15 protein-coding genes are annotated in these 18,649 nt (G+C 64.4%); 5 read left to right on the top strand and 10 right to left on the bottom strand.

What is annotated here, in order from left to right; translation table 11 throughout:
* Positions 1-26: 26 nt before the first annotated feature.
* From AC1DKY_RS00370 to AC1DKY_RS00360, 3 genes are all read left to right on the top strand, one after another.
* Positions 27-1,094 carry an AI-2E family transporter gene (locus tag AC1DKY_RS00370; protein WP_441602133.1) on the top strand — a complete coding sequence of 356 codons (1,068 nt, stop codon included), beginning with the start codon at positions 27-29 and terminating at the stop codon, positions 1,092-1,094.
* Positions 1,091-1,552 carry a GNAT family N-acetyltransferase gene (locus tag AC1DKY_RS00365; protein WP_441601773.1) on the top strand — a complete coding sequence of 154 codons (462 nt, stop codon included), beginning with the start codon at positions 1,091-1,093 and terminating at the stop codon, positions 1,550-1,552. Before AC1DKY_RS00370 ends, AC1DKY_RS00365 begins: the two co-directional genes overlap by 4 nt.
* Positions 1,553-1,652: 100 nt before the next feature.
* The gene (locus AC1DKY_RS00360; RefSeq protein ID WP_477179864.1) at positions 1,653-2,528 is read left to right on the top strand and encodes a prolyl oligopeptidase family serine peptidase; all 876 of its coding nucleotides are present in this window, start codon (positions 1,653-1,655) and stop codon (positions 2,526-2,528) included.
* Here the strand turns inward: AC1DKY_RS00360 and AC1DKY_RS00355 are convergent.
* From AC1DKY_RS00355 to AC1DKY_RS00320, 8 genes are all read right to left on the bottom strand, one after another.
* Positions 2,522-3,499 (bottom strand): TolB-like translocation protein, encoded by a 978-nt coding sequence (locus AC1DKY_RS00355; protein WP_441601771.1) that lies wholly within the window; start codon positions 3,497-3,499, stop codon positions 2,522-2,524. The genes AC1DKY_RS00360 and AC1DKY_RS00355 overlap by 7 nt on opposite strands.
* 127 nt (positions 3,500-3,626) lie before the next feature.
* Entirely contained in the window at positions 3,627-4,394 is a 768-nt protein-coding gene (locus AC1DKY_RS00350; protein WP_477179863.1) for a LytR/AlgR family response regulator transcription factor, read from the bottom strand.
* Entirely contained in the window at positions 4,391-5,467 is a 1,077-nt protein-coding gene (locus tag AC1DKY_RS00345) for a sensor histidine kinase (RefSeq protein WP_441601769.1), read from the bottom strand. The genes AC1DKY_RS00350 and AC1DKY_RS00345 overlap by 4 nt, the downstream gene beginning before the upstream one ends.
* Positions 5,468-5,579: 112 nt before the next feature.
* Complete coding sequence (locus tag AC1DKY_RS00340; RefSeq protein WP_441601768.1) at positions 5,580-6,551, bottom strand: TolB family protein; 972 nt, start codon at positions 6,549-6,551, stop codon at positions 5,580-5,582.
* Between the two features lie 139 nt (positions 6,552-6,690).
* Complete coding sequence (locus AC1DKY_RS00335) at positions 6,691-7,380, bottom strand: SDR family oxidoreductase (protein WP_441601767.1); 690 nt, start codon at positions 7,378-7,380, stop codon at positions 6,691-6,693.
* 71 nt (positions 7,381-7,451) lie between these two features.
* Entirely contained in the window at positions 7,452-8,930 is a 1,479-nt protein-coding gene (locus AC1DKY_RS00330; RefSeq protein WP_441601766.1) for an efflux transporter outer membrane subunit, read from the bottom strand.
* A gap of 97 nt (positions 8,931-9,027) precedes the next feature.
* Complete coding sequence (locus tag AC1DKY_RS00325; RefSeq protein WP_441601765.1) at positions 9,028-12,228, bottom strand: efflux RND transporter permease subunit; 3,201 nt, start codon at positions 12,226-12,228, stop codon at positions 9,028-9,030.
* Positions 12,229-12,445: 217 nt separating this feature from the next.
* Positions 12,446-13,642, bottom strand: a complete 1,197-nt coding sequence (locus tag AC1DKY_RS00320; protein WP_441601764.1) for an efflux RND transporter periplasmic adaptor subunit — start codon at positions 13,640-13,642, stop codon at positions 12,446-12,448.
* A gap of 145 nt (positions 13,643-13,787) precedes the next feature.
* Between AC1DKY_RS00320 and AC1DKY_RS00315 the strand changes: the two genes are divergently transcribed.
* Both AC1DKY_RS00315 and AC1DKY_RS00310 read left to right on the top strand, forming a co-directional pair.
* The gene (locus AC1DKY_RS00315) at positions 13,788-14,738 is read left to right on the top strand and encodes a LysR family transcriptional regulator (protein ID WP_204634934.1); all 951 of its coding nucleotides are present in this window, start codon (positions 13,788-13,790) and stop codon (positions 14,736-14,738) included.
* A 116-nt stretch (positions 14,739-14,854) separates the two neighbouring features.
* Positions 14,855-15,973, top strand: coding sequence for a serine hydrolase domain-containing protein (locus tag AC1DKY_RS00310; protein ID WP_441601763.1), 1,119 nt, complete (start codon positions 14,855-14,857; stop codon positions 15,971-15,973).
* On the opposite strand, the gene AC1DKY_RS00305 is transcribed toward AC1DKY_RS00310, so the two are convergent.
* Positions 15,970-17,535 (bottom strand): winged helix-turn-helix domain-containing protein, encoded by a 1,566-nt coding sequence (locus AC1DKY_RS00305; RefSeq protein WP_477179862.1) that lies wholly within the window; start codon positions 17,533-17,535, stop codon positions 15,970-15,972. The genes AC1DKY_RS00310 and AC1DKY_RS00305 overlap by 4 nt on opposite strands.
* A 45-nt stretch (positions 17,536-17,580) precedes the next feature.
* Positions 17,581-18,378 carry an undecaprenyl-diphosphate phosphatase gene (locus AC1DKY_RS00300; RefSeq protein WP_441601761.1) on the bottom strand — a complete coding sequence of 266 codons (798 nt, stop codon included), beginning with the start codon at positions 18,376-18,378 and terminating at the stop codon, positions 17,581-17,583.
* Positions 18,379-18,649: the final 271 nt, after the last annotated feature.

The following is an 18,649-nucleotide window of genomic DNA, read 5'->3' as shown; positions in this document are numbered from 1 at the left end:
CGATGGTGCCCAGCCGCGAGCCGCGGATGAACCTGATGCGGGTGCAGCGCACGCAGAGTGCACGCCGGCACCTGCGCGGTATCCGCGTCGTGCTCAATATCTTCCTGGCGTTGGCGCTGATGTATACGGTGACCATCACCAAGCAGCTGCTGATACCGCTGGTGCTCGCCTCGTTCATCGGCCTTGCGCTCAATCCCATCGTGGCGCGTTGCTCGAGCATCGGGATTCCGCGCTGGCTGGCGGCCAGCGTGCTGATGATCGGCCTGATGACGGCCATCGGATTCGGCGTGGGTGCGCTCACCCAGCCCGCCCTGGGCTGGGTGCACGAAGCGCCGACGGCGATCCGCAGCTTTATCCCGAAGCTGCGCAACTTCACCCAGCCGCTTGAGGCGGCCAACCGCGCCACCCAAGGCCTCACGGGGCCCACGAAGGTACAGGCTTCGGCGCAGTCGCCGCTCTCCATCACCGTGTGGGACATCGTGGCGACCACGCCGAAGGTCCTGGCCGGCGTGCTCACCGTGGTCTTATTGGTGTTCTTCTTCCTCGTCTACGGCGACCTGATGCTGCGACGACTGGTGGAGGCATCGCCCAACTTCGGCTACAAGCGACACGCCGTCCACGTGGTGCGCGGCATCCAGTACGAGGTGTCGCGTTACATCCTCACGGCGACGCTGATCAACTTCGGCCTTGGCGCCGTCACCGCCGGCATGCTGTGGCTGTATCACATGCCCGATCCCTTGCTGTGGGGCACGGTGGCGATGCTGGCCAACTTCATTCCCTACGTGGGCGCGATCAGCACCACGACCGTGCTTGCGGTGGTGGGCCTGCTCAACTTCAACGAGCCGGGTGCGGCCCTGCTGCCGGCTCTCACGTTCGCCGGCATCACGGCGGTCGAAGGCAACCTGGTGACGCCGCTGATCCAGGGGCATCGCATGCGCCTGAGCCCGATCGCGATCCTGCTGTGGCTGCTCTTCTGGGGCTGGTTGTGGGGCATCCCGGGTGCGCTACTGGCGGTGCCGATGCTCACCAGCGCCAAGCTGGTGGCCGAACGCGTGCGCGGCTGGCGCTGGTTTGCACGCATGGTGCAGCGTTGACGGCTCGCTTCGCGATCCGCGCGGTTGGCGCGCAGGACTTCGATGCGTGGAAGCCATTATGGGACGGCTACAACGCGTTCTACGGCCGCAGCGGCGACACCGCGCTGGCGCAAGAGATCACGCGCGAGACGTGGTCGCGCTTTCTCGCGGCAGACGAACCGATGCACGCGCTGGTGGCCGAAGGCGATGGCCAGCTGCTGGGACTGGCGCACTACCTGTTCCATCGCAGCACCATCAGCCGCGCGAACAGCTGCTATCTGCAGGATCTGTTCACCATACCGGCGGCACGCGGCATGGGTGTCGGACGCGCGTTGATCGAAGCGGTGTATGCCAACGCACGCCAGGCCGGTGCATCGCGCGTGTACTGGCAAACCCATGAAACCAATACCAACGCGATGCAGCTCTACGACCAGCTAGCCGAGAAGTCAGGGTTTATTGTCTACCGCAAGCCGTTGTAGCGTCGCCGTAGACTCACCGACGCGGGTAAGCGCCATGCACGTTTCGTTCGCGGTCCGACTCGGCGCCATGGCGCTACTACTTGCGGGCAGCTGTTCCGCGATGGCAGCGACGACGTCGACGGACGGGCTTCATCGTTGCGAGGCGCAAGGCCGTGCCACGCCGACGGTTGCGCAAACGACGCTCAATGGCGTGCCCGCCATCGTGCGCATCCCCACGCATATCGACAAAGCGCCGATCATCCTGTGGCACGGCTTCGGCCCACCGGCCAGCGAGAGCGCCATGATGGAGGCGCTGCCGCTCGACGAGGTCGGTGCGGTGAAGATCTACCTCGGCCTCCCTCTGTTCGGCGCGCGAGCACCGTCTGGTGGCATGAAGGAACTCGCGCGGCGGCAGGGCGAGGATCTTGGCCTGGAAGTGTTCAAGCCCGTGGTCGCTGGCGCCGCGGATGAGCTGTCGAACGTGGTCGCGGCCTTGGTCGAGCATGGCTGCATGAAGGCTGGCAGCGCGGTTGGCCTGGTCGGCTTCTCCGCCGGCGGCGCAGCAGCGCTCTACGCGTTGTCGCAGGGCAGGGTGAAGATCGAAGGCGCGGTGCTGCTCAACCCGTCAACGGGTCTGACCGATTCGGTGCAGGCCTATGAGAAAGCGACGAGGCAGACCTACACCTGGTCACCCGCGTCGCGCGAACTGGCCCACCAGACCGACGCGGCCGCGCACACCGCCGATATCGCACGACATCGTCCCGCGTTGCTGTTCCTGCAAGGTGCGAACGACGCGGTGCTCGATGGGAAAGCGGTGTCGGCGCTGTGCGCCGGGCTAAAGCCGTTGTATGGCGATCAGGTATCGCGGCTGCAGTGTCGCCTGCTGGCCGGCATGTCCCATCAATGGGCCGCCGATCCTGCGTCGCTGGCGCTGGTGCGCAAGGCCGTCGGCGCATGGTTCTCGGATATCCCAGCCGCATCGACGACGACTCATTGATCGATGCCATGCGCCTTCAGCACATCGCTGATGTCGAACAGCCACACGTTGCGCGAACCATTGAGCGGTTCACCCAGGCGTTGCTGCAGCGACGCGATATCGTCCTTGGGCTTGGGAAAATTCACCGTGCTCTGGCGGCTGCTCGAAACATACAGCTCGCCGAATTGACGGCCCAGCGAGGGCGCATTTTCCAGCGCGGTGCTGTTGACGTCGCCAGCCAGATGCAGCGGCTTGCCCCAGCGGCCATCGGGCTCGCGAAAGGCAATGTACAAGTCCGCGCTGCCTAGCGAATCGCCTTCGTTGCCAGCGTAGATGAGGAAGCGCTGGTCCGGATCGACGCAAGGATCCATGCGATTGTGTTCCAGGTCGCCCAACGCCACGCGCTCAGGTTTCGCGTAGCCGTTGGCGGTGTGTCGCGCCACATAGACTTGATACGCCTTGCCCGAATCGTCGCGATGAGCCGAAAAATAGATGTCGCCATTGGACGCGACCGAAGGGTTGTAAATCATCGCGCCATCATTGAGTGCGCCATCGACATGGACGGGCTTGCCCCAACGGCCGTCCGACTGTTGTTCGACGTACCACAGGTTGGTGCCGGCAAACGTCTGGCCACCCATTTCGGCCATCACCGGCACGTCGCCATCATGCACAGGCCGATTGGAGACGAAGTAAAGGCGCTTGCCATCCGGTGACAGCGCCGGCTCGGAATCGTGCCATTGGCCGGAAAACGACACGACCTCGGGTGTGGTCCAGTCCTGGCCGCGCCGATGCGTGACAAGAATGGTGTCGTCCTTCTCGGCAAAATCCGAGCGCATGAAATACAGCGTCTTGCCATCGGGACTCACGGCCGCCGAGGTCTCCTGCAAGCCGGTGGAGATCACGCCTGGCCCGACCAACTCGCCCGCACCGGCATTGGCGGCTATCAGGGCGAGGGCCAACAGGCCGGCCGGGATGAACAGTTGCGACGGCATGCACGATGCTCCAGCAGAGGGGACGGTGGGTCCGCCACACCATGGAGCACAGGTGTGCGAGCTGCAGCAGGTTTGTGACTGGCGGCCAGAGCGGCGTGATGAGCGGTCGACGCAGGCGCGTCGGCGGTCAGGCCATACCCAGGGCGCGACGTGCGTGCAGGCGGAAGCGGCGGCTGAGGCTAAGCCGCGTGCCGTCCTGCAACACCACTTCCGCGCTGCCCTGGAACAGGGGATGCACTTCGCGTATGCGTTCCACGTTCACCACGATGCCGCGGTGTATGCGCAGGAAGCAGGCCGGATCGAGCACGGCAAGCAGGTGGCGCAGCGACTCGCGGTGGAGATAGGTCGCGCTGCCGGCATGGATATGCACGTAGTTGCCGTCGGCGCGGATCCAGTCGATATCGCTGGCGGCAATCACGCGGATATGCTCGCCATGCTGGACACTGAGCCGCTGCAGATAGGGCGATGCGGGCACCTGCGCTGCACCTGAAGTCGCGACCGGGACGGGCAGAGCGTGCAAGCCCTGCCAATGGCGCCGCACGCGAATCATCGCCTGGTCAAAACGCTCCTGGTCGATCGGCTTGAGCACGTAGTCGATCGCATTGGCGTCGAAGGCGCGCAGCGCGTGCTGGCCGTACGCGGTGGCAAACACCACCATCGGCAGACCGTCGCGCTTGAGTCCATGCAACAGACGGAAGCCATCCATGCCCGGCATGCGGATGTCGAGGAACATCAGGTCCGGTTCCAGCGCTTCGCTCGCCTGTCGCGCTTCGCTCGCGTTGCCGCACTCGCCCACGATCGTCACATCCGCATGCGATGCCAGCGCCTGCCGGATGGCCAGCCGTGCCAGGACCTCGTCGTCGACGATCAAGGTGCGGATAGGCGGCGTAGTCATGCGGCCTCCCGGAACGGAAAGCGCAGTTCCACCCGTGTGCCGCCTTCGGGCTTGCGTTGCAGTTCCAAGGTGGCGTCCTGGCCGAACAGCATGTCCAACCGGGTGCGCGTATTGCCCAGGCCCAGCCCGTCCTTGGGACCGTCGGGCGGCAGGCCGATGCCGTCGTCGTCCACGCGCAGCAGGAGATTGTCGCCATCGCGTCGCGTGGAAATATGCAGCGTGCCGCGCTCCGTCTTCTCCAGCAGCCCGTGGCGCAGCGCATTCTCCACCAGCGGCTGCAGGATCATGTTGGGCACCAGCGCTCGCAGCGTGTCGGCGGAAACATCGATGTGGGTGCTCAGACGATCCTGGAAGCGCACCTGCTGGATGCCGAGATAACAGGTGAGGAATTCCACTTCACGCGATAGCGGTACCTGTTGCGCGTGCCGCTCTTCCAGGGTGAGGCGAAGAAAATCACTCAGTCGCGCGATCATCTGCCGCGCCTGCACCGGGTTGGCCAATGCCAGCGCCGAAATGGCGTTGAGCGTGTTGAACAGGAAGTGCGGCTGCAGTTGCACGCGCAAGGTCTGCAGCTGCGATTGCACCAGCTGCGTTTCAAGCTGCGAGTTGCGCAGGCGTTCGTCGCGCAGCCGGCGCTGTGAATCGATGGCGCGCAACACCACCAGGATCACGCCGTAAGTAAGCCAGCTGAGATGGAAGTTATAGGCGAACTGCATGCGCGAGAACGCACTGAAGCTGATGTTCGGTCGCGAGAGGGGCGGCCCGCACAGCGTCCAGTAGATGGCCAGCACCAGCATCACCTGCAGCGCCGCGAGCAGGATGCTGGCGGGCAGGTGCACTGCCCAGAAGCGACGCCAGCCACCGTGGCCGCCGATGCTGCCCAGCCACGCCACGACGGGCGTGAGCAACATCCACAGATAGGCGTTGGTGAGGTTCCAGGTGAATGGGCGGGTCCAGGTGAACACCTCGCCCTCGCTGATCATGGAGATCACCGAGCTGGCCGTGTAGGACAGGCCCAGCAGGGTCCAGAAGACGAACACGAGCGCCCAGATCTTCCAGCGTGGCGCAGTCATCAGGTCGGACACCGGAACCTCGCAGGCACGAGCCGCTGCAGTGAACTCCCCCAGTCTGGACGCCCGTAATGTACGGCAACAGTGCCTGAAGACATCGTTAGTGCGGCCTCGCTCAACTTGCCATGCAGGCTGCAGCGGCCGCCACCAGGCGATCGCCCAGTCTGGCCAGCCAGGGAGCGAGCGAGACGCGCCAGATATGGTCCGCGTTGGCGCTCGACGTTTTCCCTGAAAGCGAGGCGGGCAGGGCGCGATCGCTGGAGAAATACAGCGTGCGATGGTCGCAGCCCAGCTGAGAGCCCATATTGTGCGTGCCGCCGTTCACCGCGTCGCCCAGGTCCTGCGGCGTGCTCCAGTTGTCGTCGGTGTGAAAGGCAATCGCCAGCCGATACGGCTGCGAGGGTTCGTGCTTGATGCTGAAGACCATGAACGAACGATCGGGGGCAATGGCGACATCGCGGATCTGCGCGTCCTTGTCGCCCACCGCCACCACATAAGATGCCTGGTACTGACCGTGCTCGTACGCCGCGCGCAGCGGACGCAGCACACCATCGGGTGCACAGCCGATGTAATAGACGCTGTTGTCCGCCGCGATGCTGGGCGCGAACGTGCTGGTGCAGGTATTGACGGCGTCGGGCAAGCGCACGGGTTCGCTCCAGCCGTCGCCTTTGCGATCGACGCGCCACAGGTTCATGCCCTGGCCGACCAGACGCTGGCCTTTGCGGATGGCGTCGAGGGCTTGCCCGTCCTTCGTGGCGGGCCGGTTGGAGGCGAACAACAAAAACGAACCGTCCGGCGCTATCGCCGGGTCACCGTCGCGCCATTGGCCGGAAAAGGAAGCGACCGCTGGCGTCGACCAGTGTCCGTCGACGCGGTGCGACGCCATCACCGTGGCGCCATGGTCGGTTCCGCGCATGAAATAGACCGTGTTGCCGTCCGGTGTGAAGGCCGGTGAGGCGTCATCGGAGGCATGCAGGTCGCCGCCGGGAACAAACACAGTCGGCGCGGCCGCCGATGGCTCGATCGATGAAGATGGCAGCAACGGCCAGATCGCCAACAGCACGACGCATATCATCTGTTGCCACATGGTGCGAACTCCCGGGCCAACCGGAGCCCTTCAGCACGCACAAACTAGAGCGATCACGGCATGGCGTCGCCGCATTTGTGACGACCGGCGTGGTGGGAGCCACGAGCGGTCTCTCGCCATGGACTACCGGTGGGATGCGCTACCAGTCGATGCGCTGTCTGTCGCGAAAGAAGCCGCCGTTGACGGCCGGGCGCGAGGGCAGCATGGCGGCCCAGACGATCCCCGCGGCGCCATCGGCGACGGGGCGTCCACCGTGGCCGCCCATATCGGTGGCGACCCAGCCGGGGCATACGGCGTTCACCAGGATGCCGCTGCCGGCGAGTTCCGCGGCGAGCATGCGCGTGTGGCTGTTGAGCGCGGCCTTGGACACGCGATAGGCGGGACAACTCGCGCCGTCGCTGTCGTTGGCGCCGCAGCCGCTGGAGACGTTCACGATGCGCCCGTAGCCATGCCGCTGCATCAGCGGAAGCATGGCCTCGGTCAATTGCCAGGCGCCGATCAGGTTGGTTTCCAACGCCTGCCGGACCAGGCTGAGGTCGACCGACGATGCCTGATTGTCCACATCGAAATACGCGCCGGCGTTGTTGATCAGGATATCCAGCCGGCCATATTCGCCCTCGATGCGCGCGGCCAGTTCGCGCACGCACTCCAGCGAGGTGACATCCAGCGGCACGGATACCACCGTGCCGCCTTCGCGCCGCAATTGTCGTGCTGCCTTTTCGCCAGCCAGTGGACGGCGTGCACCCAGCAACACGGTGACGCCTTCGGCGGCGAGCTGGCGCGAGATCTCAAAACCCAGCCCGCGATTGGCGCCGCTGATCAGCGCCACGCGCTGTGACGGCTCCGGGTCGGCCGTCGCCGCGCGACGTCGTGAAGGCCTCCCCGGAAACGCCACCGCGTTCATGGCGTCGCGGCCAGCTGGTCGCAACGCTCGCTGGCGCAGGCCTGCCAGCCACCGCCAAGCGCCTTGTACACCGACACGGCGCGCAGATTGATGGCGGCCTGCGCATCGGCCAGCGAGTCCTCCGCTTCCAGCTGAGTGCGCTCGGCATCGAGCAACAGCAGGAAGTCGGCAGCACCTTCGTTGTAGCGGATGCGCGCGAGGTCGGCCGCGTGGCGGCTATTGGTCACCTGATCCTGCAGCTTGAGCACGCGCTCGCGCTGCAGGTTGTAACCGACGATGGCGTTGTCCACATCTTCCACCGCCTGCAGCACGGTGCGCTGATAGCTCGCCAGCGCGGCATCGGAACGCGCCTCGCTGGCCTTCACGTTGGAACGCACGCGCTGCACATTGAGGCCCGACCAGGTGATGCTCGGCGCGATCGACCAGGCGCGTGATTGCGCCCCGCCGAAGTCGTTGCTGCGGCCAGCAAGAAAGCCGAGGAAACCGCCCAGCTGGATATGCGGGTAGTAATCCGCCTTGGCCACGCCGATGCGCGCATTGGCGGCGGCCAGTTCGCGCTCGGCGATGCGGATGTCCGGACGGCGTTGCAGCACGTCACCCGCGTTGCCGATATCCAGTGCCACGTCGATCGGCTTGAAGCCCTTCGGCGAGACATCGATATCCAGCTCGCCCGGACGCTCGCCCAGCAGCACGGCAAGACGCGAGGTGTCGTTCTGGGCCAGGGTCTGCAGGGTGGGCAGCTGCGCTTCGACGAAGTTCAGTCGCGCGGTGGCGCTCGCCACATCCTGCTCCGAACCCGTGCCGATATCGGAACGGGCATGGATCAGGCGCAGCGATTCGCGCTGGTTCTCGATGTCGCGATTGGCCACGTCGATGCGCAGTTGCACGCCACGCAGATCGAAGTAGTAGCGCGCGACTTCCGCGAACAACGTCACCTGCGCATCCTGCAACGATGCTTCGCTTGCGCCGGCGTCGGCACGCGCGGCTTCCACCGAGCGACGCACGCCACCGAACAAGTCGATCTCCCAGCTGGCATCGAAGCCGGCCTGGTAGCTGGTGATGGTGGTGCGCTGGTCGGTGAAACCCGGCTGCTGTTCGCGGGCTCGCGAATAGTTGGCGACGGTTTCCACGTCGGGAATCTGCTGCGACTTCGCCACGCCGAGCAAGGCGCGCGATTCACGCAGGCGCGCATAGGCGATCTTCAGGTCGGGGCTGTTCGCCGCCGCGCGCTGGATCAGTGCTTCCAGCGTGGGGTCGTTGAACTGCTTCCACCATTGGGCCTGGAAGGTCTGGGTGGATTCCTGCGCATTGACGCCTTGCAGGGCCACCGGCTTTTCCTGGGGCGCATGGTAGTCGGGGCCAACACTCACGCAGCCGGACAGCATGATGGCGGCGGCGATGGCGGTGACTTTCTTGGCGGTGTTGCGGCGCGATACGGGTTCGCAGGCGCAGTCATCGACCAGTGCGAAATCCATGTGGCCGACGCCCGACTCTAGCGTGTCGCTCCGCTGGCCCCTCTCCCGCGTGGGGAGAGGGAGCAGTGAGGCTTTGAGGTTCTTGAAGAAGGACATATCAACGCTCCTCGATAAGGTTGCCGGACTGCGCAAGGCGCGCGGCCTTGCGAGCGCGGCGGCGTTCGCTGTTGCGTTCGCCCCAGCCGCGCACCAGCACATAGAACAGCGGCGTAAAGATCAGGCCGAAGAAGGTGACGCCAAGCATGCCGGCGAATACCGCCACGCCCATCGCATGACGCATCTCCGCACCCGCACCGTGCGAGGTCACCAGCGGCACCACGCCCATGATGAAAGCGAACGAGGTCATCAGGATCGGGCGCAGTCGCAGGCGAGCTGCCTCCAACACCGCCTGCGTGCGGTCCATGCCTTCGAGGATCTGCGCTTCGCGGGCAAACTCCACGATCAGGATCGCGTTCTTGCACGCCAGGCCCACCAGCACGATCAAGCCGATCTGGGTGAAGATGTTGTTGTCGCCACCGGTCATCCACACACCGGAGATCGCAGACAGCAGCACCATCGGCACGATCAGGATCACCGCCAGCGGCAGCAACAGGCTTTCGTACAGCGAGGCCAGCACCAGGAACACCAGCAGCACGCACAAGGGGAACACGAGTACGGCGGTATTGCCGGCGAGGATCTGCTGATAAGTCAGCTCGGTCCACTCGAACGTCATGCCGTTGGGCAGGTTGTCCTTGGCCAGCTTTTCAATCGCCGCCTGGGCCTGACCGCTGCTGAAGCCCGGCGCCGGACCACCGTTGATCTCGGCCGTCGGATAACCGTTGTAGTGCTGCACGCGATCCGGGCCCACGGTCTGATTCACCGTAAGGAACGAACCCAGCGGGATCATCTCGCCAGTCGAACTGCGCGTCTTCAGGCCCAGGATGTCCTGCGGCTCGTGACGGAAGCCCGGCTCGGCGGACACGTTCACTTGATAGGTGCGACCGAAGCGGTTGAAGTCGTTGACGTAGAGCGAGCCGAGGTAAGCCTGCATGGTCTGGTACACATCAGCCAGATCCACGCCTTCGGCCTTGGCCTTCTCGCGGTCCACGTCCGCGTCGATCTGCGGCACGCTCACTTGATAGCTTGAGAACAGGCCTGCCAGCGTCGGCACCTTGGTGCTTGCCTGGATCAGGTTCTGCGTCTGCTTGTACAACTCCTCAAAGCCCGCATCGGAACGATCTTCCACCTGCAGGCGGAAACCACCGATCGTGCCCAGGCCGTTCACCGGCGGCGGCGGGAAGATCGCGATGTAAGCGTCCTGGATGCCCGCATACTTCTGCTGCAGGGCAGCGGTGATCGCACCGGCCGACAGCGATGCATCGCGACGTTCCTCGAACGGCTTGAGCGTCACGAACACGATGCCGGAGTTGGTGCTGTTGGTGAAACCGTTGATCGACAGGCCCGGGAACGCCACGGCGCTTTCCACGCCCGGTTGCTTGAGCGCGATGTCGCTCATGCGACGGATCACGTCTTCCGAACGGTCGAGCGAGGCGGCATCCGGCAACTGCGCGAACGACACCAGGTACTGCTTGTCCTGCGGCGGCACGAAACCCGTCGGCACGTGGGCGAAGCCAAACAGGCCGAGCAACACCAGGCCACCGTAGATGATCAGCGCAATCGAACCCGAACGCAGGATGCGCTTGACGCCACCCACGTAACGGTTCGCACTGCTGATGAACAAGCGGTTGAACGGACGGAACAGCCAGCCGAAGGCGCGATCGATCAGCAGGCTCAGCTTGTCCTTCGGCGCATCGCGATCCTTCAGCAGCAAGGCAGCAAGCGCCGGGCTGAGGGTGAGCGAATTGAAGGCGGAGATGACGGTCGAAATCGCAATGGTCAGCGCGAACTGGCGATAGAACTGACCGGTCAGGCCACTGATGAAGGCTGCCGGCACGAACACCGCGCACAGCACCAGCGCCGTGGCCACGATGGGTCCGGTTACTTCGTTCATCGCCTTGCGCGTCGCTTCCTTTGGCGACAGGCCGTGCTCGATATGTCGTTCGACGTTCTCCACCACCACGATGGCGTCATCCACCACGATGCCGATCGCCAGCACCAGGCCGAACAGCGACAGCGCGTTGAGCGAGAAGCCCGCCATCAACATCACCGCAAACGTACCAATCAACGACACCGGCACGGCGACCAGCGGGATGATCGAAGCACGCCACGTCTGCAGGAACAGGATTACCACCAGCACGACGAGCGCGATAGCTTCGAACAGCGTATGCACCACCGCTTCGATCGAACCACGCACGAACACGGTCGGGTCGTAGACGATCTGGTAATCCACGCCCTGCGGGAAATCCTTCTTCAGATCCGCCATCAGGCCGCGGACTTCATCGGAGATCTGGATGGCGTTGGAACCCGGGCGCTGGAAGATCGGCAACGCCACGGCCGGCTGGTTGTTGAGCAGGCTGCGCAGCGCGTAGTTGTTTGAACCCAGCTCCACGCGGGCCACGTCGCGCAGATGCGTGAACGAGCCATCGGCATCTTTGCGCACGATGATGTTGAGGAAGTCTTCCTCGGTGATCAGTCGGCCCTGCGTGTTGATGTTGAGCTGGAAGGCAGAGTTGGTCGGGCCCGGCGGTGCATTCAGCGCGCCAGCGGCCACGGTGATGTTCTGCTCCTGGATCGCATGCACCACGTCGCCCGTGGTGAGCTGGCGCGAGGCCAGTCGCTGCGGGTCGAGCCACACACGCATGCTGTATTCGCCGGCACCGAAGATCTGCACGTCGCCGACGCCATCGAGGCGGGCGAGCTGATCCTTGATGTGCAGGCGCGCATAGTTCGACAGATACAGCATGTCGTAGCGCTGATCGGGCGAGATCAGATGCACCACCATGGTCAGGTCGGGCGAGCTCTTCTGCGTGGTCACGCCAAGACGCTGCACTTCCTCAGGCAGACGCGGCTGCGCCTGCGCGACGCGGTTCTGCACCTGCACCTGGGCGTTGTCCAGGTCCGTGCCCAGCGCAAAGGTGACGGTCAGCGTCATCGCGCCGTCGCTGGTGGACTGCGAGCTGGTGTACAGCATGCCTTCCACGCCATTGATCTGTTCTTCCAGCGGCGTGGCGACGGTTTCGGCGATCACCTTGGGGTTGGCGCCGGGATAGGAAGCACGCACCACCACGGTAGGCGGTACGACTTCGGGGTATTCGCTGATCGGCAGCTTGAACAGCGAAATGCTGCCCGCGATGAGGATCAGCACGGAGAGGACGCCGGCCAGAATCGGCCTGTCCACGAAGAATTGTGCGATTTTCATTGCATTCGTCCTGGTTGCTCGCTGGCACCAATGCCCGCGCGAGGCGGGGACTTCCGGCGCTTTGCCTGCGTGATGCGAAGACAAAGCGTCCCTGGCCCTCGGCTCAAGAGAGCGAGGGCGTTCGTTTCTTGCTTACGGGTGTCCTGACCCGTCATCCCTGCTTGACCAGCCTTCGGCTGTTGAGAAGCGCCTCGCAGGAATGACGAGCTATAGAGCGTTACTTCTGTTGCGCCGCGTTCTTGCCAGAAGCGCTGCCGGCCATCGCAATCTGCTTGCTCGGATCCAGACTGCGCGTCTCCATGGCCACCTTGGTCGGGTTCACTTCCACGCCCGGACGCACATGCTGGATGCCCGAGACGATCACGGTGTCCTTGGCGTCCAGACCTTCGGTAACCACGCGCAGGCCGTCCAGTAGCGGGCCGGTGACGACGCGGCGGTATTCGACTTTGCGGTCCTTGTCGACCACGTACACGTACTTGTTGCCAAGGTCGGCGCCGACGGCGCGGTCATCGACCAGCGCACGCGGCTGGCGGCTGTCGCTGCGGAGCTGGATGCGGACGTAGAGGCCGGGCGTGTAGCCCGCGTCGGCATTGTCGAACACGGCGCGCAGGCGGATGGTGCCGCTGCCGGCGCGTAGCTGGTTGTCGACAAAGTCCACGCGGCCCGTGTGGGGAAACCCTTTTTCATCGGCGAGCGCCATCGAGATCTGCGGCGCGGCGCCATGTTCGCGACGCTGGCGATCGAATTTCAGATAGCTGTGCTCGTCGACGTCAAAGTACGCATAGATCGGATTGACGCTCACCACGCTGGTCAGCACGTCGTTGCTGGTCACCAGGTTGCCGGGCGTCACCAGGGCATTGCTGACGCGACCGTCGATCGGCGCGCGCACTTCGGTGAAGCTGAGGTTGAGCTTGGCGGCGTCCAGTGCAGCGGTGGTGGAGGCCACCTGGGCCTTGGCGCTCTGTGCCGTGGTCTGCTGGCGGTCGGCCTCTTCCTTGGAGATCGCATGCTGGTCGAGCAGGCGCTGGGCACGCTCGCCATTGGACTGGGCCAGCACCTGCTCAGCCTTGGCCTGGCCGAGGTTGGCGCTCAGGCGGTCCACTTCAGCCTGATAGGGACGCGGATCGATGCGGAAAAGAAGATCGCCTTTTCGCACGATCGCCCCTTCCCTGAAGTGCACCGAGTCCACATATCCGCTGACGCGGGGCCGCAGCTGGATGGTGTCGACCGCCTGCAGCCGGCCGGTGAATTCGTCGGCATCGTCCACCGGGCGGACCAGAACCTGGGACACGGTGACGGCGGGTGCGGGCGGCGGGCCGGCCTGGGCGTGGCTGTCGGCGCTATGGCCCAGCAGGGCCCAGCTGCCGCCCACCACGGCGAGGGCAAGAATGGCGAGGATCCATCGGTTTTTCATGTTGCGCTCCCGGAATGAACTCGTCGACGTGGGGGTACCCCGACGATCAGGAGCGGAAGATTAGGTGTACTATCTGGTTCAATAAATGGTTTTTGATGCAATGCAATAGTGACTCCCAGTCACGAATGGGGTGAAAATCCAGCCTATGGAAGACTTTGCCGCAATCTCTGCCTTTGTCCGCGTCGTCGAAGCCAAGAGCTTTGCCGCGGCCGCCGCCCAACTGGGCATGACCCCCTCCGGCGTCAGCCGTGCGGTGTCGCGACTGGAAGAACAGCTGGGTGCCCGGCTGTTGTTCCGGTCCACGCGTTCGCTGCGTTTGACCGACGATGGGGCCTCGTTCCATGCACGTTGCAAGGAGATCTTGGCCGATCTGACCGAGGCCACCGAGGCCCTGGGCTATGCCCAGCGCAAGCCGACCGGCAAGCTGCGCATCGGCGTGCCGGCCGCCGTGGGCCGCACCGTGATCATCCCCAGGCTGGCGGAATTCGAACAGCGCTATCCGGACATCCGTCTTGAGCTGTCGATGTGCGATTACCCCTACGACCTCAATGAGGAAGGCATCGATTGCGCTGTCCGGGTCGGGCCGCTGGAAGATTCCAGCCTGATCGCCCGCAAGATCGGCTATCTGCGCAATGTGATGATCGCCTCGCCGGACTACCTGGTGAAGCATGGCGCGCCGCAGAGCATCGAGGATCTGAAGGATCACCGCTGCATCAACTACATCCTGCCCAACGGCCGCCCGCGCCAGTGGCAGTTCGAGACGCCCAGCGGCCAGGTCGCCGTGGACATCGACGCGCACCTGCTGATCAACGATGCCGAGTCGGTGATCCAGGCGGTAGTCGCGGGGCTGGGCATCACCCAGGCGCCGCATGTCATCGCCGCCTGCATGCTCGACTTCGGCAAGCTCGAGCTGGTGATGACCGACACCACCTCCACCGGCAAACCCGTGTGGATCGTCTACCCGCAGAAGAAACACCTGTCCGCTCGCGTGCAGGCCTTTATCGAATGGGTGCGCGAGGTGTTCGAGCAGACCAGCGAGCCGGGCAAGCACAAGAAGCCGGTGATGGCGGCGGTGCCGGAGCGGCTCAGCGCCTGACCGCACAACGGCGGAAAAGCGCACGGCTGTGCGCTTTCAGAATTCTTCATACGCATTTCAGGCGCTTCATTCGGTGACCTGTTGGGCTGGGCTCTGTTTTCCCACGGAGCTCACCCATGTCCAATCGTTCTCACCGATGGCTGCTGGCGCTGATGCTGGCGGTGCCTTCTCTCGCCTGCGCCGACTATCAGCCGCCCGTCGCCCGCGGTGATGGCTGGGCAGTTGGCGATGCCCGCACTGCCCATTGGGACTTGGCGTCCCTGGCTGCGATGGAAGCGAAGCTCAACGACGGCAGCGTCAAGGGCATCACCAGCGTCGTCGTCGCCCAGCACGGCAAGCTGGTCTACGAGGGTTATTTCAACGGCAGCGATGCCGCGCGGCTCAACGACGTGCGTTCCGCCAGCAAGAGCGTGACGGCCCTGCTGGTTGGTGCAGCCATCGATCGCGGCCTGATCGCCAACGTGCAGGCGCGCGTGTACGACTTCTTCCCCGACAAGCAGCCGCTGCAGCATCCGGACACGCGCAAGTCGGCCATCACGCTCGAAGACCTGCTCACCATGAGTTCCTTGTGGGAGTGCAATGACGACAACGAGTTCTCAAGCGGCAACGAGGAGCGGATGTACGTCACCGAGGACTGGCTGCAGTTTGCGCTCGACCTGCCCATCAAGGGCTTTGCGCCGTGGATGCCGAAACCGAAGGACAGTCCGTACGGGCGCTCGTTCTCTTACTGCACGGCCGGCGCATTTACGGCCGGGGCGGTGGTGGAGCGCGCCGCGCATCGAGGCCTCGCCGCGTTCGCCGCGGACACGCTGGAAAAACCGCTGGGCATCACCGCGGTGCAGTGGAACCAGTCACCGCTAGGCATCGGCATGGGTGGCGGTGGCACGCGCTATCGCAGCCGCGACCTGGCCAAGCTCGGCGAACTGGCGCTCGACGGTGGACGCTGGGGCGGGCGCCAGGTGATCTCTGCAGCCTGGATCAAGCAGATGCTCACCCCCCATGCGCAGGCGCGCGAGGACGCCGACTACGGTTACCTGTGGTGGTGCTTCCGTTTCCCCGTGCACGGCACGGAGCAGGTGGCATGGGCCATGTCCGGCAACGGCGGCAACTATGTGTTGGTGATGCCGTCCCAGCAACTGGTCGCCGTGATCACCAGCACCGCTTATAACCAGCGCAACGCGCATCAGCAGTCGCAGCAGATCTTTCGCGACTATGTGTTGAAGGCGTTGCCCTAGCGCGACGCGCCTTTCAATTCGGGCGGACACCATGTCGCTGCCAGCACGCGCTGGCGCTGTTCGGCCACGCGGCGGTTGATCACGGCGATTGCCGCCGCGTAGCGCGGATCGGACGACAACGACTTGAGCAGCGGCGACAGCTGCAGATAAGCCGCATCGCTATAGCCCTGCCTCACGGCGGTCTGCACGGCATCGATGGCGGCATCGCGCTGGTCTTGCGCCTGCAGCAGCATCGCCAGTTCGAGCCATTCGCCGGGATACAGCGTATGGCGTGAAGCTTCGTCACGCACCGCATCGACGCGCGCGGCAAGCCAGCTGGCGCTGGGCGCGTCCTTGCCATAAAGCCCTTCAAGCGTACCCGGCAAACCCATTTGCGGGCGAAGTTGCCGGGCGTGCACGAAGGCGGCAAGCGCCGCATCGCGATCGTTGCGCAGCAGCGCGAGTTCACCCTGCAGCACGTACAGCTCCACATGCGGTGTGTTGCGCGTCAGCGCTTCGTCCAGTGCCTGCTGCGCCTCCACCAGGCGACCGTGCAGAAACAGGTGACGCGGCCAGGCGATGTTGGAAAACACATTGTCGGGATAAAGCTGGAAGCTGCGCGCGAGACGTGCTTCGGCAGCGTCGTCGAAACCAAGCAAGGCCATCTCACGGGCAATCTGCACTTCGCGGAAGCGCACGCGCGTAGCGTCGCCGCGCATGTCCAGGTTGGCATGGAGCGCCTCGTCGATGCGTCCGCRCTCCTGATAGAGGTAGGCGACGGAGGCGCGCGTGGCGTCATCACCCGCGTCCAGTGCCAGGGCCTTTTCGTAGGCCGCGATGGCGGCATCGATGTCGCCCAGGCAGTCGCGTGCATAGCCCAGTGCCGACCAGGCGGAAGCGCGGGAAGGTTCGCCAGCAACGGCGTCGTCGGCCAGCGTCTGCGCTTGCTGCGCCCACTGGTAGGGAAAATTGTAGAGGCAGACGCGCGCACTGTACGCGCGGCTCAGGCCGATCCGCGCATCGGCATTCTGGGGCGTCGAGGCGAGCGCTTGCTGATAGAGCGCGATGGCGCGTTCGTTGTTGTCGCGCTGGCCGATGCCGGCGTAATAGCTCGCGCGCTGCACCACCTCCTGCGTGGCGGAGGGTTTGTGGATGCGCTGGGGCATGAGCCACCAGGCGATGCCAGCCGCCGCGAGCAGGAGCACGCCAATGGCGAGCGCGATCCATCGCCGTGGCACGCGAGTCGCTGCCGGTGCATCTGTTTCCTCGACCACCGGCATATCGCACAACTGGTAGCCGCGCCCTCGCACGGAGCGGATGTAGCGCGGTGCGCGGCCGTCATCGCCCAGCGCCTGGCGCAGCAATTTCACGCGCTGCGTGACGGTTTCCTCGTTGACCACGGCGGGCGCCCAGACTTCGGCGATCAGCGTGTCGAAATCCACCACGTCCACGCCGTGCTGCAGCAGGCACGCGAGCAACTGAAACGAGAGTCCCTGGACATCGAGCGTCGCGCCATCGCGCGTCACGCGCTGGCGCATCGCGTCGATGGAAAGATCCAGCAGTCGGTAACGCGTGGCGCTCATGCGGTGAGGAGGTCAATGTGCCGACATCATCCTCGCATGGTTTGCTCAGGCGCCTGCAGGGATCAACAACAGCAGGGCGATGCCCAGCACGATGCGATAGATCGCGAACGGCGTGAAACGATGGCTGCGGATATAGCCGAGCAGCCACTTCACTGCCACGAAGGCGACGATGGCCGAGACCACGAAACCAATGCCGAAGGCCGTCCAGTCTTCGTGGTGCGCCCCGCCATCCTTCAACACTTTCAACAGCTCGTAGCCGGTCGCGGCATACATGGTGGGAATGCCGACCAGGAAGGCGAACTCCGTCGCCGCCGCCCGATTGCTGGTACCAAACAGCATCGCCGTGAAGATCGTGGCCGCCGAGCGCGAAGTGCCCGGGAAGATGCCCGCGATCATCTGCGCGATGCCGACCAGGATGGCCACGCGCCACGTCACCTGCGTGCGATCGGGCTGGCGGGCAGCGAGACGTTCCGCTGCAATCATCCAGATGCCGCCAATCACCAGCGCCCACGCCACCGGCGTCACCGCTTCGGGCAGCTTGAAGCCGAGCTTCACCGCGATAAAGCCGAGCACCGCCGTGATCATGAAGGCCACGAACAGCTTGGCCAGGTAATCGCGGTTGGCCGGGTCACGCCACTGCGTGAACAACTGCCAGATGCGGCTCCAATAGATGAAGGTCACCGCCAGGATCGCACCCGCCTGAATGCCCACGTTGAACAAGTCCGAGCGCTGGCCCAGGCCGAATTTTTCGGCGATCAGCAGGTGACCCGTGCTGGAAATGGGCAGAAACTCGGTGATGCCTTCGATGATGCCAAGCAGGATGACGTTGATGATGTCGCTCACACAGACTCCGGCAGTGAGGTCAGCACCGGTTCCATACCGGCGCAAAGCGGCATAGCTTAAGGGACTGGCGTGGCGTTTTTGGGGCACGTTGCATCCGATGTGGCTGATTTCGCCGCACGGCAAATCCCACAAAAGCAGGAACGCCCGACCCGCCGTCATTGCACCAATATGGTGCTTTGTGATGTTTCATCATCGTGCAATCAAGCGGCGTCATCATCGATTTGCAGTAATTAAACCATTGATATAAAAAGATCATTCCCCTTGGCACGCG

This window comes from Dyella sp. 01N448 (assembly GCF_056399225.1).
Note: the sequence above shows the minus strand (reverse complement) of the source record. Positions and strands in the feature narration are given on the sequence as shown.

Excerpts from the sequence above, each read along its gene's own strand:
- AC1DKY_RS00370 (WP_441602133.1), top strand. The coding sequence starts at position 27 with ATGAACCTGATGCGGGTGCAGCGCACGCAGAGTGCACGCCGGCACCTG.
- AC1DKY_RS00360 (WP_477179864.1), top strand. The coding sequence starts at position 1,653 with ATGGCAGCGACGACGTCGACGGACGGGCTTCATCGTTGCGAGGCGCAA.
- AC1DKY_RS00355 (WP_441601771.1), bottom strand. The coding sequence starts at position 3,499 with ATGCCGTCGCAACTGTTCATCCCGGCCGGCCTGTTGGCCCTCGCCCTG.
- AC1DKY_RS00350 (WP_477179863.1), bottom strand. The coding sequence starts at position 4,394 with ATGACTACGCCGCCTATCCGCACCTTGATCGTCGACGACGAGGTCCTG.
- AC1DKY_RS00345 (WP_441601769.1), bottom strand. The coding sequence starts at position 5,467 with ATGACTGCGCCACGCTGGAAGATCTGGGCGCTCGTGTTCGTCTTCTGG.
- AC1DKY_RS00340 (WP_441601768.1), bottom strand. The coding sequence starts at position 6,551 with ATGTGGCAACAGATGATATGCGTCGTGCTGTTGGCGATCTGGCCGTTG.
- AC1DKY_RS00330 (WP_441601766.1), bottom strand. The coding sequence starts at position 8,930 with ATGGATTTCGCACTGGTCGATGACTGCGCCTGCGAACCCGTATCGCGC.
- AC1DKY_RS00325 (WP_441601765.1), bottom strand. The coding sequence starts at position 12,228 with ATGAAAATCGCACAATTCTTCGTGGACAGGCCGATTCTGGCCGGCGTC.
- AC1DKY_RS00320 (WP_441601764.1), bottom strand. The coding sequence starts at position 13,642 with ATGAAAAACCGATGGATCCTCGCCATTCTTGCCCTCGCCGTGGTGGGC.
- AC1DKY_RS00315 (WP_204634934.1), top strand. The coding sequence starts at position 13,788 with ATGGAAGACTTTGCCGCAATCTCTGCCTTTGTCCGCGTCGTCGAAGCC.
- AC1DKY_RS00310 (WP_441601763.1), top strand. The coding sequence starts at position 14,855 with ATGTCCAATCGTTCTCACCGATGGCTGCTGGCGCTGATGCTGGCGGTG.